Source organism: Achromobacter sp. B7, assembly GCF_003600685.1.
In the GTDB taxonomy this organism is placed as follows: domain Bacteria; phylum Pseudomonadota; class Gammaproteobacteria; order Burkholderiales; family Burkholderiaceae_B; genus Achromobacter; species Achromobacter spanius_B.
Genome location: NZ_CP032084.1, coordinates 943,505 through 959,312, shown reverse-complemented (window position 1 = coordinate 959,312; position 15,808 = coordinate 943,505). Strand labels below are relative to the sequence as shown.

At 66.6% G+C, this 15,808-nt stretch carries 15 protein-coding genes; 10 read left to right on the top strand and 5 right to left on the bottom strand.

Features of this window, described 5'->3' with window-relative positions; translation table 11 throughout:
- Positions 1-2 precede the first annotated feature (2 nt).
- The 9 genes from DVB37_RS04275 to DVB37_RS04235 all read left to right on the top strand — a co-directional run bounded on the left by DVB37_RS04275 (position 3) and on the right by DVB37_RS04235 (position 10,667).
- A complete protein-coding gene (locus DVB37_RS04275; RefSeq protein ID WP_120153983.1) occupies positions 3-1,652 on the top strand; it encodes an AMP-binding protein in 1,650 nt (549 codons plus the stop codon).
- Positions 1,649-2,818, top strand: coding sequence for a thiolase family protein (locus DVB37_RS04270; RefSeq protein WP_120153981.1), 1,170 nt, complete (start codon positions 1,649-1,651; stop codon positions 2,816-2,818). Before DVB37_RS04275 ends, DVB37_RS04270 begins: the two co-directional genes overlap by 4 nt.
- Positions 2,815-4,056, top strand: coding sequence for an SDR family NAD(P)-dependent oxidoreductase (locus tag DVB37_RS04265; protein WP_120153979.1), 1,242 nt, complete (start codon positions 2,815-2,817; stop codon positions 4,054-4,056). Before DVB37_RS04270 ends, DVB37_RS04265 begins: the two co-directional genes overlap by 4 nt.
- Before the next feature lie 90 nt (positions 4,057-4,146).
- Positions 4,147-4,932 (top strand): cyclase family protein, encoded by a 786-nt coding sequence (locus DVB37_RS04260; RefSeq protein ID WP_046803514.1) that lies wholly within the window; start codon positions 4,147-4,149, stop codon positions 4,930-4,932.
- A 45-nt stretch (positions 4,933-4,977) separates the two neighbouring features.
- Positions 4,978-5,706: an SDR family NAD(P)-dependent oxidoreductase gene (locus tag DVB37_RS04255; protein ID WP_046803515.1), complete on the top strand. Its 729-nt coding sequence runs from the start codon at positions 4,978-4,980 to the stop codon at positions 5,704-5,706.
- Between the two features lie 193 nt (positions 5,707-5,899).
- A complete protein-coding gene (locus DVB37_RS04250) occupies positions 5,900-7,051 on the top strand; it encodes an ABC transporter substrate-binding protein (RefSeq protein WP_046803516.1) in 1,152 nt (383 codons plus the stop codon).
- Positions 7,052-7,069: 18 nt separating this feature from the next.
- Complete coding sequence (locus DVB37_RS04245; protein ID WP_046803517.1) at positions 7,070-8,110, top strand: branched-chain amino acid ABC transporter permease; 1,041 nt, start codon at positions 7,070-7,072, stop codon at positions 8,108-8,110.
- Entirely contained in the window at positions 8,107-9,900 is a 1,794-nt protein-coding gene (locus DVB37_RS04240) for an ATP-binding cassette domain-containing protein (protein ID WP_120153977.1), read from the top strand. The genes DVB37_RS04245 and DVB37_RS04240 overlap by 4 nt, the downstream gene beginning before the upstream one ends.
- Positions 9,900-10,667, top strand: coding sequence for an ABC transporter ATP-binding protein (locus DVB37_RS04235; protein ID WP_120153975.1), 768 nt, complete (start codon positions 9,900-9,902; stop codon positions 10,665-10,667). The genes DVB37_RS04240 and DVB37_RS04235 overlap by 1 nt, the downstream gene beginning before the upstream one ends.
- Here DVB37_RS04235 and DVB37_RS04230 read toward each other — a convergent pair.
- Positions 10,664-11,599, bottom strand: coding sequence for a glycosyltransferase family A protein (locus DVB37_RS04230; RefSeq protein WP_120153973.1), 936 nt, complete (start codon positions 11,597-11,599; stop codon positions 10,664-10,666). The two genes, DVB37_RS04235 and DVB37_RS04230, sit on opposite strands and share 4 nt — an antisense overlap.
- A gap of 256 nt (positions 11,600-11,855) precedes the next feature.
- Between DVB37_RS04230 and DVB37_RS04225 the strand changes: the two genes are divergently transcribed.
- Positions 11,856-12,839 (top strand): LysR family transcriptional regulator, encoded by a 984-nt coding sequence (locus tag DVB37_RS04225; RefSeq protein ID WP_120153971.1) that lies wholly within the window; start codon positions 11,856-11,858, stop codon positions 12,837-12,839.
- Positions 12,840-12,895: 56 nt separating this feature from the next.
- On the opposite strand, the gene DVB37_RS28825 is transcribed toward DVB37_RS04225, so the two are convergent.
- From DVB37_RS28825 to DVB37_RS04210, 4 genes are all read right to left on the bottom strand, one after another.
- A complete protein-coding gene (locus tag DVB37_RS28825) occupies positions 12,896-13,024 on the bottom strand; it encodes a hypothetical protein (RefSeq protein WP_006226408.1) in 129 nt (42 codons plus the stop codon).
- Positions 13,025-13,245: 221 nt separating this feature from the next.
- On the bottom strand, positions 13,246-14,205 hold the full coding sequence (locus tag DVB37_RS04220; protein ID WP_046803522.1) for a sugar kinase: 960 nt from the start codon (positions 14,203-14,205) through the stop codon (positions 13,246-13,248).
- Complete coding sequence (locus DVB37_RS04215; protein WP_120153969.1) at positions 14,198-14,845, bottom strand: bifunctional 4-hydroxy-2-oxoglutarate aldolase/2-dehydro-3-deoxy-phosphogluconate aldolase; 648 nt, start codon at positions 14,843-14,845, stop codon at positions 14,198-14,200. The genes DVB37_RS04220 and DVB37_RS04215 overlap by 8 nt, the downstream gene beginning before the upstream one ends.
- 22 nt (positions 14,846-14,867) lie before the next feature.
- Positions 14,868-15,653 (bottom strand): IclR family transcriptional regulator, encoded by a 786-nt coding sequence (locus tag DVB37_RS04210; protein ID WP_120153967.1) that lies wholly within the window; start codon positions 15,651-15,653, stop codon positions 14,868-14,870.
- Positions 15,654-15,808: the final 155 nt, after the last annotated feature.

The window sequence follows — 15,808 nt, the reverse complement described above, 5'->3', positions numbered from 1 at the left end:
TTGTGAGCACCACCGTCCACCAGGCATTTGCCGACACCGCTTCGCGCTACCGCGCGCAGCCCTTCCTGTGCATCCTGCCGGAAACGGCCCAGGTCTATGGCATAGACGCCGGCGAACTGTCGTATGGCCGCGCGGCCGACGCCATTGAAACGCTGCGCGCCGCCTATGCGGCGGCCGGCTACGGCCACGGCCACCGCGTGGGGCTGCTGCTGGAAAATCGCCCCGCCTTCTTCCTGCATTGGTTCGCCTTGAACGCGCTGGGCGTGTCGGTGGTGCCGATCAACCCGGACCTGCGCGCGGCCGAACTCGAATACCTGACCGGCCATTCCGAGATCGCCCTGGCCGTTGCCCTGCCCACCCGCCACGCCGGTTTGCTGGCCGCCGCCGAACGCGCGGGCCGCCCCTTGCGCGTGATGGGCCCCGACGATGCACCGCCGCCCGCGCCCTTCACCGCCCCGCTGGCCGACACCGCGCCCACCGAGCTGACGGAATGCGCCCTGCTGTACACGTCCGGCACGACCGGCCGCCCCAAGGGTTGCATCCTGCCCAACCGCTATTTCCTGCACGCGGGCGGCTGGTATGCGCGCATCGGCGGGCTGGCAACGCTGCGCCCCGGCCAGGAACGCATGCTGACGCCGCTGCCGCTGGTGCACATGAACGCCATGGCGTATTCCGCCATGGCCATGGTGCTGACCGGCGGATGCCTGATTCCGCTAGACCGCTTCCACCCCAAGACGTGGTGGGACAGCGTGCGCGACGCCGGCGCCACCGTGCTGCATTACCTGGGCGTGATGCCCGCAATACTGATGAAGGCGCCGCCGTCCGACCGCGACCTGCAACCCGCCATCCGCTTCGGCTTTGGCGCGGGCGTGGACCGCAAGCTGCATGCGCCGTTTGAAGCGCGCTTCGGCTTTCCCTTGCTGGAAGCCTGGGCCATGACCGAAACCGGCGCGGGCGCCGTCATCATCGCCAACCACGAACCGCGCCACGTCGGCACCAGCAGCTTTGGCCGCGAAGAAGACGACGTGCAGGTGCGCATCGTGACGGACGCGGGCCAGCCCGCCGCCGTGGGCGAACACGGCGAACTGCTGGTGCGGCACGCCGGCGACGACCCGCGCTACGGCTTCTTCGCCGGCTACCTGAAAGACGAGGCCGCCACCGACGAGGCCTGGCAAGACGGCTGGTTCCATACGGGCGACATCGTGCGCCGCGAAGCCGACGGCGCGCTGCGCTTCGTGGATCGCAAGAAAAACGTGATCCGCCGCAGCGGCGAAAACATCTCGGCCGTGGAAGTGGAAAGCGTGCTGATGCAGCATCCGCTGGTCAAGGCGGTGGCCGTGGCCGCCGTGCCCGACCCGGTGCGCGGCGACGAAGTGCTGGCCTGCGTTGTGGCCGACACCCTGCCCGCCGACGACGCCGCCATGGCCGATGCCGCGCGCGATATCGTGCAGTGGTGCCTGCAACAGCTGGCCTATTACAAAGCGCCCGGCTATGTGGCCTTTGTGGACAGCCTGCCGCTGACCACCACCAACAAGATCCAGCGCGGCGAAATGAAAACGCTGGCGCCGACCTTGCCCGGCACGGCGCGCTGCATCGACACCAACGCCATGAAAAAGCGGCAGGCGCCCGACCGCCAGGAGTCTGCCCAATGAGCCGCCTGGGCTATGACGGCATCGTGGCGGCCCTGCCCGTCACCATCCCGTACGAACGTTATTCCACGCATGCCGCCCACTGGTGGCTGGGCCGCGCGCTGGGCGCGCTGATCCGGCAATCCGGCGTGGCCAAGCAGGACGTGGACGGCCTGTGCGTGTCCAGCTTCACGCTGGCGCCGGACACCGCCGTCGGCCTGGTCCAGCACCTGGGCATGAGCCCGCGCTGGCTGGACCACATCCCCATGGGCGGCGCCAGCGGCGTGGCCGCCTTGCGCCGCGCGGCCCGCGCGGTGCAGGCGGGCGACGCGAACATCGTCGCCTGCATCGCGGGCGACACCAACCACGTGGACTCGTTTCGCAATACCGTCAGCCAGTTCTCGCGCTTTGCGCAAGACGCCGTCTACCCCTATGGCGCGGGCGGCCCCAACGCCAGCTTCGCGCTGCTGACGGCGCATTACATGCGCACCACCGGCGCCACGCGCGAGGATTTCGGCAAGCTGTGCGTGGCGCAGCGCGACAACGCCTTGCGCTACCCGCACGCGCTGATGAAAAAGCCGCTGAGCCTGCAACAGTATCTGGACGCGCGCGTCATTACCGACCCCATCCATCTGTTCGACTGCGTGATGCCCTGCGCGGGCGCCGACGCCTTCCTCGTCATGCATGAAGACCAGGCCCGCGCCTTGAACCTGCCCTATGCCCGCATCCTGTCCACCATCGAACGCCACAACGCCTGGATCGAAGACCCCATCCAGACGCGCGGTGGCTGGACCATGGACGTGGACGAACTGTACGGCCAGGCCAACGCCACGCCGGCCGACATGGACTTCCTGCAAGCCTATGACGACTACCCCGTCATCAACCTGATGCAGATCGAAGACCTGGGCTTTTGCAACAAGGGCGACGCGCCGGAATTCGTCCGCGCCCACACCTTCACCGTGGACGGCAGCTTCCCCTTCAACACCAACGGCGGCCAGCTGTCGGTGGGTCAGGCGGGCGCGGCGGGCGGCTACCTGGGCATGGTCGAAGCGCTGCGCCAATTGACCGGCACGGCGGGCGGCACGCAAGTGGCCGACGCGCGCGTTGGCATGGTCAGCGGTTTCGGCATGATCAATTACGACCGCGGCCTGTGCACCGCCGCGGCCATCCTGGCAAGGAGCGACGCATGACCGAGCCGCTAGCCAAGCCGCCCCGGAAGAATCCGGTTGCGCGCACCCGCCAGCCCACCTTGCCGCCCGGCTCGCGCAGCCGCGCGGCGCTGGGCCTGACGGCCGCCGCCGCCGAAGGCCGCTTCGATTTGCAGACCTGCGCCGATTGCGGCGCGGTGCAGTATCCGCCGCGCGAAGTGTGCGGCCACTGCCTGTCCGAACACCTGCCCTGGCGTCCTGCCGACCCCAACGGCACGTTGCTGGTCAGCACCACGCTGCATCACAGCAACGACCTGTATTTCCGCGAACGCCTGCCGTGGCGCGTGGGCACGGTGGTGATGGACGCCGGCCCGTCGGTCGTGGCCCACGTGCACCAGGACTGCGCCGACGGCGCCCGCGTGCGGCTGGCGCTGAAGCTGGACCGCAGCGGCCAAGCCGTGATGATCGCCCTGCCTGAAAGGAATACGCCCAACATGGAAGACGACAAGACGCTGCGCGAAACCTCGTGCGACCCGAAGTTCCGCCGCGCGCTGGTCACCGACGGCAAGTCGGCGGTGGGCCAGGCCGTGGCGCGGGCCTTGCTGGACGCGGGCTGCCCCACGGTGTTCCTGGGCGATGCGCAGGCCTGGAAGCGCGACGCGGCCTTTGACGCGCTGGTTGCCGACCCGCGCGTGCAGTCGGTTGCCCTGGACGTGACGGATTCCGATTCCGTCGACCGCCTGGCGGCGTCCATCGGCGGCAAGGTGGAAATCCTGGTGAACACGGCCGATCTGGAACGCGAAGGCGGCCTGCTCCATCGCAAGGACGTCAACACGGCGCGCGACGCCATGGACGTGAACGTGCTGGGGCTGATGCGCCTGGCGCAGAGCTTCGGCCCTGCCCTGTGCGGCCGCGCCGCCGACGGCGTCAACAACGCCACCGCCTGGGTCAACGTGCTGTCCATCTACGCGCACATGAACCTGCCGTCGCGCGGCATGTGGTCGGCATCGAAGGCCGCCGCCTTGTCGCTGACGCAATGCCTGCGCGCGGAAATGCGCGGCGTCGGCGTGCGCGTGGTGAACGTGTTTCCCGGCCCCGTCGACCACGAATGGGAACAGCGCACGCCGCCGCCGCGCGTGGCCCCCGCCGCCATCGCCGCCGCCATCGTGCGCGCGCTGAAGGACGGCGTGGAAGACGTGTATGTGGGCGACGTGGCGCAGGAATTCCGCGCACGCCTGGCCGACAACCCCAAGGGGCTGGAACGCGAGCTGGGCGCCTGACCGCGCCCGCCACGCCACTGCCCAAGACAACATCCCCGATTCCCTCCGGCGCATCGCGCAAGCGACGCGCCCACCCCCAGGAGCCGCAGCATGAGCCAGAACATTCTTGCCCAATTCATGACGGAACTTGTCACCGGCCGCATCGGCCTGGTGGACTTGACCGAGACGCTGACGCCGGAATTTCCCACCATCGTCCTGCCGCCGGAATTCGGCCAGGCGTGGCCGTTCCGCATGGAAGAAATCTCGCGCTATGACGAGCGCGGCCCGGCTTGGTACTGGAACAATTTTTCGTGTTCCGAGCACACCGGCACGCACTTCGACGCGCCCGCCCACTGGGTATCGGGCAAGGATCAGCCCGACAACACAGTCGACACGATTCCCATCGACGCCTTCATCGCCAGCGCGTGCGTGATCGACTGTTCCGCCGAGGCCCGCGACAACCCCGACTTTCTGCTGACCATCGACTTCGTCAAGGCCTGGGAGGAAAAGCACGGCCGCATCCCCGCGCGGTCGTGGGTGCTGATGCGCACCGATTGGTCCAAGCGCGCCAAGCCCGTTGAATACCTGAACATGCAGGAAGACGGCGCGCATTCGCCCGGCCCGGACGCCGACGTGGTGCCGTGGCTGATCAAGGAACGCGATGTGCACGGCTTCGGCACGGAATCGGTGGGCACCGACGCCGGCCAGGCTCATCACTTGAACCCGCCCTACCCCTGCCACTACTACATGCACGGCAATAACCGCTACGGCTTGCAGTGCCTGACCAACCTGGACCAGTTGCCGCCCACCGGCGCCGTGATTTTCTCGGCCCCGCTGAAGATCCGCAGCGGCTCGGGCAGCCCGCTGCGCGTGCTGGCGCTGGCGCCCCGCGCCTGAGCCCCGCCGGACCCGGCCTATACGGCAACCCAACCAAGGACACGCATGACACAACAACACGTAGCGCTGGTCACCGGCGGCAGCGCCGGCATAGGCGCCGAGATCTGCCGCAGCATGCTGGACGCCGGCTATGAAGTGATTTCAATGGCGCGCCGCGCGGCGGACTTTACCCACCCGCGCCTGCACAACATGCAGGTGGACCTGCTGGATGCGGACGCCACCGCGCAGGCCGGCCAGGAGGCCGCGTCCCGCTTTCCGATCAGCCACGTTATCCACAACGCGGGCGTGATCTGGCCCAACCTGCTGCCCCAGGTAACGCAGGAAGAACTGCACGGCCTGACGCAGATTCACCTGGGCGCCGCGATCAGCCTGGTGCAGGCGGCGCTGCCCGGCATGCAGGAACGCCATTTCGGCCGCATCGTGATGATGTCGTCGCGCGGCGCATTGGGCCTGCCCACGCGCACCGCCTATTCGGCCACCAAGGCCGGCATGGTGGGCATGGCGCGCACCTGGTCGCTGGAGCTGGCGCCCCATGGCATCACGGTCAACGTGGTGGCCCCCGGCCCGATCCAGACGGACATGTTCTACGAAGTGATCGAACCCGGCAGCGAACGGGAAAAGCAGCTGGCCAACGGCATTCCGGTCAAGCGCCTGGGCCGCTCCGACGACGTGGCGCGCGCGGTGATGTTCTTTGCCGACCCCGCCAACAGCTTCGTAACCGGCCAGACGCTGTTCGTCTGCGGCGGCGCCAGCGTCAGTTCCATCACCATCTAGTGGACGTTGCGCCATGCATGCTTCGGGTTTTGACGGATAGGTAAGCACCAAGAGCCCGTCTACAGTGCTGATCCTTGCAGGTTAGAAATTTTAAGCAACAAGTAATTCTCGCGGTTCCCAAGATTTTCGCTGTTCCCGTTTTCTCCGCTTTTCAGCTGCACCCCCACCCTGCTCCCTATCCGGAGGTTTTGCCATGCTGTCGAAGAAACTCCCCCTGGCCGCGGCCGCCGCCGTTGCCGCCCTGTTCGCCCTGCCCGCGTTGGCGCAAATGAAAGTGGGCGTCGTCACGTCTTCCACCGGCCCGACCGCACTGGTCGGCATTCCGCAGAAGAACACCGTGCCGCTGCTGCCCAAGAAAATCGGCGACCTGACCGTGGAATATGTCTCGCTGGACGACGCCAGCGATTCCACCAACTCGGTGACGGCGTTCAAGAAGCTGATTTCGGAACAGAACGTGGACGCGTTGATCGGCCCGTCGGGTTCGCCCAACGCCATGGGCGTGATCCAGTTCGCCGCCGAGGCCGGCGTGCCGATGCTGGCGCCGGTGGGCACGGCGGCCGTGGTGCTGCCCATGAACGAGCAGAAGAAGTGGGTGTTCAAGACCACGCAGAACGACGACATCATCGCGCGCGCGCTGGTCGACCACATGGCCAAGACCGGCATCAAGACGGTGGGCTTCATCGGCCTGAACGATCCGTATGGCGAGAATTGGTACAAGGTTTTCTCGGGCCTGGCGACCGAGAAAGGCATCAAGATCATTGCCAACGAGCGCTATCTGCGCTTTGACAGCTCGGTCACGGGCCAAGCCTTGAAGATCCTGGCCGCCAAGCCGGACGCCGTGCTGGTGGCCGCCCCCGGCGCCGCCAGCGTGCTGCCGCAGACGACGCTGTTCGATCAGGGCTACAAGGGCAAGTTCTACCAGACCCACGGCGCGGCGCTGCCCGACTTCCTGAAACTGGGCGGCAAGAAGGTTGAAGGCACGGTGCTGGCCGCCAGCCTGATGCTGGTGCTGCCGGAAATGCCGGACAGCAACCCGTCCAAGAAAGTCGCCACCGACTACATCGCCGCGTACGAAAAGCTGAACGGTTCCAAGCCCGCCACCTTCGGCGCCAACGTCTACGACGCCGGGCTGCTGCTGGAAAAGGCCGTGCCGATTGCCGAGAAGGCCGGCAAGCCGGGCACCAAGGAATTCCGCAGCGCCTTGCGCGACGCGCTGGAACAGACCAAAGAGCTGGTGGGCACGCAAGGCGTCTACAACATGAGCGCCGCCGACCACAGCGGTTTCGATGATCGCGGCCGCGAGCTCATCACCGTCAAGGACGGCAACTGGACGCTGGTGAAGTAACGGCTTGGACCTTTTCGCATGAATGCTCAGATCGCCTTGATACTCGGGCAGGACGGCATCACCAACGGCGCGATTTATGCGTTGTTGGCGTTGTCGATCCTGCTGGTCTTTACCGTTACCCGCGTGCTGTTCATCCCCCAGGGCGAGTTCGTCGCCTTCGGCGCGCTGACCATGGCGGCCATCCAGGCCGGCAAGCCCGTGCTGCTGGTGTGGCTGCTGCTGGCCTTCGCGCTGGCTGAAGCCGTGGCCGACCTGATGGCGCGGGCCAAGCGCCCGGGCCGCTCGCGCGGGCTTTGGCGCATCGCGGCCAAGGCGATCTACCCGCTGATCCTGGCGGGGCTGTTGTACCAACTGCCGCTGGCGCAGCTGCCGATGGCCGTGCAGGCGTTGTTGACGCTGCTGCTGGTGGTGCCGATGGGGCCGCAGCTGTATCGGCTGTTCTATCAGCCGATTGCCTCGGCGTCCACGCTGGTGCTGCTGATCGTGTCCATTGCCGTGCACCTGGCGCTGGTGGGCCTGGGCTTGTTGGCGTTCGGCGCCGAGGGCGCGCGCACCGCGCCTTTTTCCGACGCCAGCCTGGCGCTGGGTCCCATCAACGTCAATAGCCAGGCGCTTTGGGTGGTGGCGGTGTCGGCGGTGCTGATCGTGGTGCTGTACCAGTTCTTTGAACGGTCGATGTACGGCAAGGCGCTGCGCGCCGCGGCGTTCAACCGGCTGGGCGCGCGGCTGATGGGCATTTCGCCCATCTTCGCCGGGCGCGCCACGTTTTTTCTTGCCGCGTTGATCGGCACGGTGTCGGGCATACTCATCGCCCCCATCACCACCATGTATTTCGATTCGGGCTTCATGGTCAGCCTGAAGGGCTTCGTGGGCGCCATCATCGGCGGCCTGGTCAGCTACCCCTTGGCGGCGGCCGGCGCGGTGCTGGTCGGGCTGATCGAAGCGTTCTCGTCGTTCTGGGCCAGCGCGTACAAGGAAATCATCGTGTTCACGCTGATCATTCCCGTGCTGCTCTGGCGCTCGTTGAAAAGCCATCACGTCGAGGAAGAAGACGAATGAACCCCCGCATCATCCTCGTCGCGTTTCTGGCGCTGCTGGCGCTGGGGCCGCTGGCCCTGCCGCCGTTCTATATCACGCTGCTGAACTACATCGGCCTGTACGCGCTGGTGGCGCTGGGCCTGGTGCTGCTGACCGGCGTGGGCGGCCTGACCAGCTTCGGCCAGGCGGCCTTCGTGGGCGTGGGCGCCTACACCACGGCGCTGCTGACTACCCGCGCCGACACGCTGCCGTCGTGGCTGGCCTGGCTGGGCGCATCGCCCTGGTTGACGCTGCTGGCCGGCTTGTTGCTGACGCTGGTCATCGCCTACCTGCTAGGCGCGATCACGCTGAAGCTGTCGGGCCACTTTCTGCCGCTGGGCACCATCGCCTGGGGCCTGTCGCTGTACTTTGCGTTCGGCTCGGTGGAAGGGTTGGGCGGCCATACCGGCATCCCTGACATCCCGGCCATCAACCTGTTCGGCTGGACGCTGAACCAGGGCGGCAGCATCTATTACCTGATCTGGGCGTTTCTGATGGTGGCCGTCTGGTCCACGCAGAACCTGCTGGATTCGCGCGAAGGCCGCGCCATCCGCGCGCTCAAGGGCGGCCGCGTGATGGCCGAATCCATGGGCGTGAACACGGCGCGCTCGCGCATGGTGATCTTCATCATCGCGGCGTTGCAGGCCTGCGCGTCCGGCTGGCTGTACGCGCACATGCAGCGCTTTGTGAACCCGAATCCGTTCGGCCTGCAAATGGGTATCGAATACCTGTTCATGACGGTGATCGGCGGCGCGGGCCAGGTCTGGGGCGCGCTGGTGGGCGCCGGCGTGTTTACGGTGGCCAAGCAATGGTTGCAAGACTGGTTGCCCAAGGTGCTGGGGCAGACGGGCAACTTTGAAGTCATCGTGTTCGGCTTCGGCATGGTGCTGTTGCTGCACCGCGCCCGCAGCGGCCTGTGGCCGGTGCTGACGCGCTGGATCCGCGTGAAGAAAGCAGTGCGCCGCGTGGACATGAACGCCGAGCCCCTGCCGCGCAAGCCCATGCCGGCGCGCGGCGAGGTGGTGTTGAAAGCGGTGGACGTGACGCGCAAGTTCGGCGGCCTGGTCGCCAACAACGCCATGAACCTGGAGATACGCGCCGGTGAGATCCTGGCGTTGATCGGCCCCAACGGCGCGGGCAAGAGCACGATGTTCAACCAGATTTCGGGCGTGGACACGCCCACCTCGGGCCAGGTCACGCTGCTGGGGCAATCGGTGGCGGGCGCCGGTGCGCGCAAGATCGCGCGCCTGGGTTTGTCTCGCACGTTCCAGCATGTGCGCCTGTTGGGCCGCATGAGCGTGCTGGAAAACGTAGCGATCGGCGCGCACCTGCGCGGCCATCGTGGCGTGCTGCCGGCCGCCTGGCGCCTGGACCGGGCCGAGGAAGCGCGCCTGTTGGCCGAGGCCGCGCGGCAGGTCGAACGCGTGGGGCTGGGCAAGCACCTGCACGACGAAGCCGGTTCGCTGGCCTTGGGGCAACAGCGCATTCTGGAAATCGCGCGGGCGCTGGCGTCGGACCCTTGCCTCCTGCTGCTGGACGAGCCGGCGGCGGGGCTGCGCTATCAGGAAAAATGCGAGCTGGCCGAGCTGCTGAAGAAGCTGCGTTCGGAAGGCATGGCCATCTTGCTGGTCGAGCACGACATGGATTTCGTGATGGGCTTGGTGGATCGCGTGGTGGTCATGGACTTCGGCGAAAAAATCGCCGAGGGCTTGCCGGGCGAGATCCAGCACAACCCCGCGGTGCTTGAGGCCTATCTGGGCGGAGTGGAATGATGAGCACGAATCTGCTGGAAGTGCGCGACTTGCGCGTGGCGTACGACAAGGTCGAAGCGGTCTCGGGCATGAGCCTGACGGTGGGCGAAGGCCAGATCGTGACCGTGATCGGCCCCAACGGCGCGGGCAAGACCACCTTGCTGTCGGCCATCATGGGCGTGCTGCCCTCCACGGGCCAGATTGTGTTCGGCGGGAAACCGCAGGAGCATGCCGAGATCGAGGAAATGGTGGCGGCCGGGATGAACCTGGTGCCCGAAAAGCGCGAGCTGTTTTCTGAAATGACGGTGCACGACAACCTGATGCTGGGCGGCTTCCACCGTTTTCGCACGGGCTTGCGCGACCAGGACAAAACGCTGGCGGAAGTTTACGAGCTGTTCCCGCGCCTGAAGGAACGCCATGCGCAACTGGCCGGCACGCTGTCGGGTGGTGAACGCCAGATGCTGGCCGTGGGACGCGCGTTGATGGCCAAGCCGCGCCTGCTGATGCTGGACGAACCCAGCCTGGGGCTGGCGCCGCGCATCGTGCGTGAAGTGTTCAAGATTGTGGCGCGGCTGCGCGAGATGGGCGTGTCGATCCTGCTGATCGAACAGAACGCCCGCGCGGCGCTACAAGTGGCCGACTACGCCTACGTGCTGGAAACGGGCGCCGTCACGCTGGAAGGGCCTGCCGCCGAGGTCGCGGTGGACCCGCGCGTGGTCGAGGTGTATCTGGGGCTGGGGCATGGCGCGTCCGCGCCTGCCGTGCCCGCCGCCCCCACGGCGGTCTAGGCCACGCCGCGCCGCCGATCCCGCCGGTACAGCGCATAGCCCACCGGCCACATCGCCGCCACCATGAAGGTTGCCATGGGGTTGGTCAGCCGATAGGCGCCCACTGCCGTGGGCACGCCCGAATGCTTCAGGTGCAGCCGAAAGCGCGTGTAGCGCGCGGCCGCCATGATGAATTCGCGCGGGCGGTAGCGGAAGAATTCCAGGTGATGTTGCAGCATGTCCCAGGCCAGCAGGTACAGGCCTTGGGCGTTGTTGCTGACCGACACCGCGCCTTGGGACAAGCCGCCCGGGGTGTCGTGGTACGTGCGCACCACGCGGTTGATGAAGCGGCTGAGATAGCCCGCGCGCGCAATCGCCCACCACACCAGGCTTTCCGGCACGAAGCCGGCCACGTCTTCCGGAAAAGGATATTTGCGCAGGATGTCGGTGCGCATACAGCCGAACTTCTCGCCCTTGATGCGATAGCGGAAGTACACGTCCACGGCGGTGCTGTCGAACACGTCTTGCGGATAGCGGTCGCCGACGATGCTGCCGTCGGGCCGCGCGCACAGCCCGGTCACGGCCACATAGGAATCGCGGCGCGCGGGCGGGATGGCCTCCCAGGCTTCCTTGAAGATGGCCAGCGCGTCGGACGGCATTTCGTCGTCGCTGTCCAGGCCGACGATCATCTGGCCGTTGGCTTCGCGCACGCCCCGATTGAAGGCGGTTTTCTTGTGCTGGTTGTTCTGCCAGATGTATCGGATGGGAAAATCCGCGCGCGTCTGCCAGTCCAGGATGGATTCGTGGGTGTTGTCGGTGGAGCCGTCGTCCACCACGACCCATTCGAAGTCCCTGAATGTCTGCCGGGAAAGCGATTCGTACACCCGGTGCAGCGTACCCGCCCGGTTGTAGGTGGGCGTTAGAACGGTGAAAAACGTTGGTGTATCGGTCATGCCTGCTATGCCCCTTTGCGATCTCCGTGCCACCGCTGCGGTCTTGGTCTGTCTGTTTTCGCCTGAAGTGTAGGGGATATGCCAACGTGAACCGATGCCACGGCATTCAAATTTGCAATCAAATCTGTCAACCCATGCGATTTTTAGGCAATATCGCGCGGCTGTGGCGCGGCGTTGGCGAATTTATCGCGATCTTTTGACCAAGCGCTGCCGTGCGCGAGTGGCGTAAACTCGTGCGGCCAAATCCGGAACGCCTATGGAAGCTTCGACCGTCCAGCTCAATGACATTGCCTTGTTTGTAGAGGTCGCCAAGCGCAAGAGCTTCAGCATGGCCGCGCGCGCGCTGGACATGCCTACGTCCACGCTGTCGCGGCGTATCAACGAACTGGAACGCGCGATCGGCCTGCGGCTGATCAACCGCAACACCCGGCGGCTGGACCTGACCGAAGCGGGCGCCGCCTACATGCGCCGCTGCCAGGGCCTGATCGACGAGGCCCGGCTGGCGCACGAGCAGTTGCTGTCGCTGTCCGGCGGCCCGTCGGGCAACCTGCGGGTGTCGATGCCGTACAGCCTGGCGATGTGGCTGCTGCCCGAAACCATCAAGGACTTCACCGACCAGTACCCCGACGTCGAATGCGAGTTTGACCTGAGCATGATGACGGCGTCCGACGCGCAAGGCACGCCGTTTGACGTGGTGCTGCGATTTGGCCGCGATGGGGATATTTCGCCGACGACGCTGGACGTCGGCCATGGCAACGGGAACGGTAACGGCAATGGCGGCGACGCCGGCCGCCCGGTTGGCGCCGTGGTGCAGGAGCTGGTGTCCCTGGACAACTACCTGTATGCGTCCGAGCGCTACCTGCAACGCCATGGCGAACCCCGGACACCGGGCGAATTGACGCAACACCAGTGCCTGCGAACCACGATCGACGACGCGCATTCGCACTGGACGCTGCACGACGGCACGGTCAGCGAAGTGGTGCCGGTCAGCGGCCATCTGGCGGCCAACAACATGAGCATCGCGGGCACGCTTGCCGGCCTGGACCTGGCCATCACCCGCATGCCCAACTGCCTGGCGCTGGACCCGATCATCAAGCGCAACTCGCTGCGCCGCGTGCTGCCGGGCTGGTCAGTGGACCCGATCTCGATCTACGCGGTGTACCCGTCAAGCATCCAACCGGCCAAGACGCGCGCGTTCATGGATTTCATCAAGCCCAAGCTTGGCCCGGCCCCTGCATAAAAAAATCCCCGCAAGGCACGAAGCCCTGCGGGGATTTTTCAGATCCAGAACGTCGATTAGACGCGCTTGATCTTTTCCAGCATCTTGAAAACACCCTTGGGCGACTTGACGAACAAGCGCTTGAAGGCCTTGCCCAGGCAACGGCGTTCCAGGGTGTTACGACGCACGCGTTTGCGTTCAGCCATGTTGATTCTCCTGTTGAATTTGCGGAAAAAAGTCACCGCACAACCGGATATCAGGCTGGCGGAAAAAATTCGGATAACTTGGCATTTTAGCCTGAAATTTCCCGCCGACGCCAATGGCGGGTATTTGGGGCGCATGGCGGCGCGGAGGGGACCCGTCCCTGAATTGATCCAGGCGGCATCGACCGCCTCCGCCCGCGCTCCCGCGATCCCTCGCCCCAGGGCTACTTCGACCCCGCGGCGCCCTGCCCCGCCAGCAACGCCAGGCGTTCCCGAACCTGTTCGGCACGCGGCAGCGGGTCCACCGCGCCATAGCCCAGGGTGGACAGCGCCGCCGCCGCGTTGGCATAGCGCACGGCCTCTTCCCAGCTGTCGCCCTGGCAGCGCCGGGCCAGCAGGCTGCCGGCAAAGCAGTCGCCCGCCCCCGTGGCGTCCACGGCGTCCACGCGCAGGGCGGCCATCGGCGTGCGGGTCTTGCCGTCGTCGATGATGGAACCGTCCTTGCCCAGTTTCAGCACGACCACGCCTGCCGCGCCGCCGTCGCGGATCCAGTCCAGCGTGCGTTCGGGGTCGTCATTGCCGGTCAGGTGCTGCATGTCGTCCATGCTGGGCAAGAACAGATCGGCCTGCCGCATCGTTTCGCGCAGGATGGCGCGGGCGCGGTCCACGGGCCACAGGCGCAGGCGCAAGTTGGAATCCAGGCTGATCTGGGTGCCAGCCGCCCTGGCCCGCTGCATGGCGGCAAACACCGTGTCGCAGGCGCTGGTGCTGATTGCCATGCTGATGCCCGACACATGCAGGAAGCGGCTGCGTTCGATCAGCCCGCTGTCCAGCAGGGCCGGCGTCATCAGGCTGGCGGCCGAGCCCCGGCGCAGGTAGCTGAACGCATGGCCGTCGGGCCCGTGCTGCACGAAATACAGGCCCGTGTGGGCGTCATCGTCGCGCTGCACGCCGGACGTGTCCACGCCTTCTGCCTGCCAGAGGTCCAGGAACTGCGCGCCGAAGGCGTCGTTGCCCACCCGGGTCAGATAGGCGCAGCGCGCGCCTTGCCGGGCCGCCGCGATGGCTGCGTTGGAGGTATCGCCCCCAAAGCCTTGCAGGTATTGAAGCTGGCCCTTGTGCGTCTGGTTCAATTCGATCAGCGGCTCGCCCAGCGCGACGATGTCGAAGTCCACGTCAGCCATGGGACGCCTCCAGGGTGCGAGTGATCTGCGCGACCAGAGCCGCCGTATCGCGCGCGGCGAAGGCGGCCTTGTCATAAAGGTTGCTGCCGATGCCGACCAAGCCGGCCCCGGCCGCGAAATACGTGCCCATGTTTTCCTGCGTGACGCCGCCCGTGGGGCAGAAGATGGTGTCGGGAAACACGGATTTCAGGGCGGCCAGGTGCTTGGGGCCGCCCGTATCCGCCGGAAAAACCTTCACCACATCCACGCCCGCGCGCCGCGCGGCCAGTACTTCGGTGGGGGTAAAGGCGCCCAACAGGCACAGGGCGTCGGCGGCATGGGCCATGTCGACGATATCGGTGGCCAGGCCCGGCGACACCAGGAAATCGGCGCCGGCCACCAGCGCTTCGCGCGCCTGGGTTTCGTCCAGCACGGTGCCCACGCCCAGCAGCAGGCTGGGGCCGTGCTTGTCGCGCAGCGCGCGAACCAGGTCGGTCACGCCGGGAATCGTCCAGGTCAATTCCAGGGTGCGGCAACCGGCCGCCACCGCCACTTCGGCGGCATAGGCGGCGGTGGCGGCGTCGGTATAGCGCAGCACGGGCACGACCCGGGCCGCCAGCAAGGCGGATAGCTTGGACGCGAGGGGAGCGGATGCGGTCATGGAATTCCTCTGAGGCTGACGGTCAGGCGCCGCCGGTGGACACCGGCAACACGGCAAGTTTGGCCACGGCGGCATCGCGCAGCCGCAGCAAGGGGTCGATATAAGCGGTTTGGGGATCGTCCTGGCGCCGGAACAGCAGCGTGCTGACGCTGACGCCCGCCACCGGCCGGCCGGCCGCGTCGCACAGCGCCACGCCATAGCAGACGATACCGGCTTCATTTTCTTCGTCGTCCATGGCGTAGCCCCGGCCTCGGGCTTCGTCCAGCACGGCGCGCAGCGCCGGCAAGCTGGTGACGGTGCCCGGCATGCGCGCCGGCAGGGGCAGCCCGCGCAGCAGCTGTTCGCGAGCCGCCTCGTCCAGCGCGGCAAGATAGGCCTTGCCCACCGCGCTGGAATGCAGCGCCACGGACGCGCCCACGCGCGACACCATGCGGACGGGCCCGGGGCTTTCCAGTTTGTCGATATAGATCATTTCGTGGCCCGCCGGCACGGCCAGATGGACCGTTTCGCCGGTGGCATCGCGCAGGGCTTGCAGGTCGGGCGCCAGGGCGGCGCGCAGGTCGAACCGCGACCACGCCCGGCTGGCCAGCGATATCAGCCGCGTGCCCAGCCGATAGGCGCCGCCCGTTTCGGCCACCATGCCCTGCTCGGCCAGGGCCGCCACGATACGGTAGACGGTGGGGCGGGGATAGCCGCAAACGCGCGCCAGCGCGGCGGCCGTGGGCGGCTCCGGCGCATCGGCAACGGCTTGCAGCACGGCCATGAATTTCCCGAACGCGGCAGCGCCCGCGACCTTGGTTTCCGACAAGAACGTCCCCAGATAAGACCAATGCGCCGTCCTGGGACGGCACATGGAACGGCGTAGACCTTCAACCCGGAAATTCGAAGAAGTCCTAAGAACGCCACAGATTCGAAATGCAGGCAGCGCGGATTTCAGACGAATCTGCGATACTGTTTATTTGT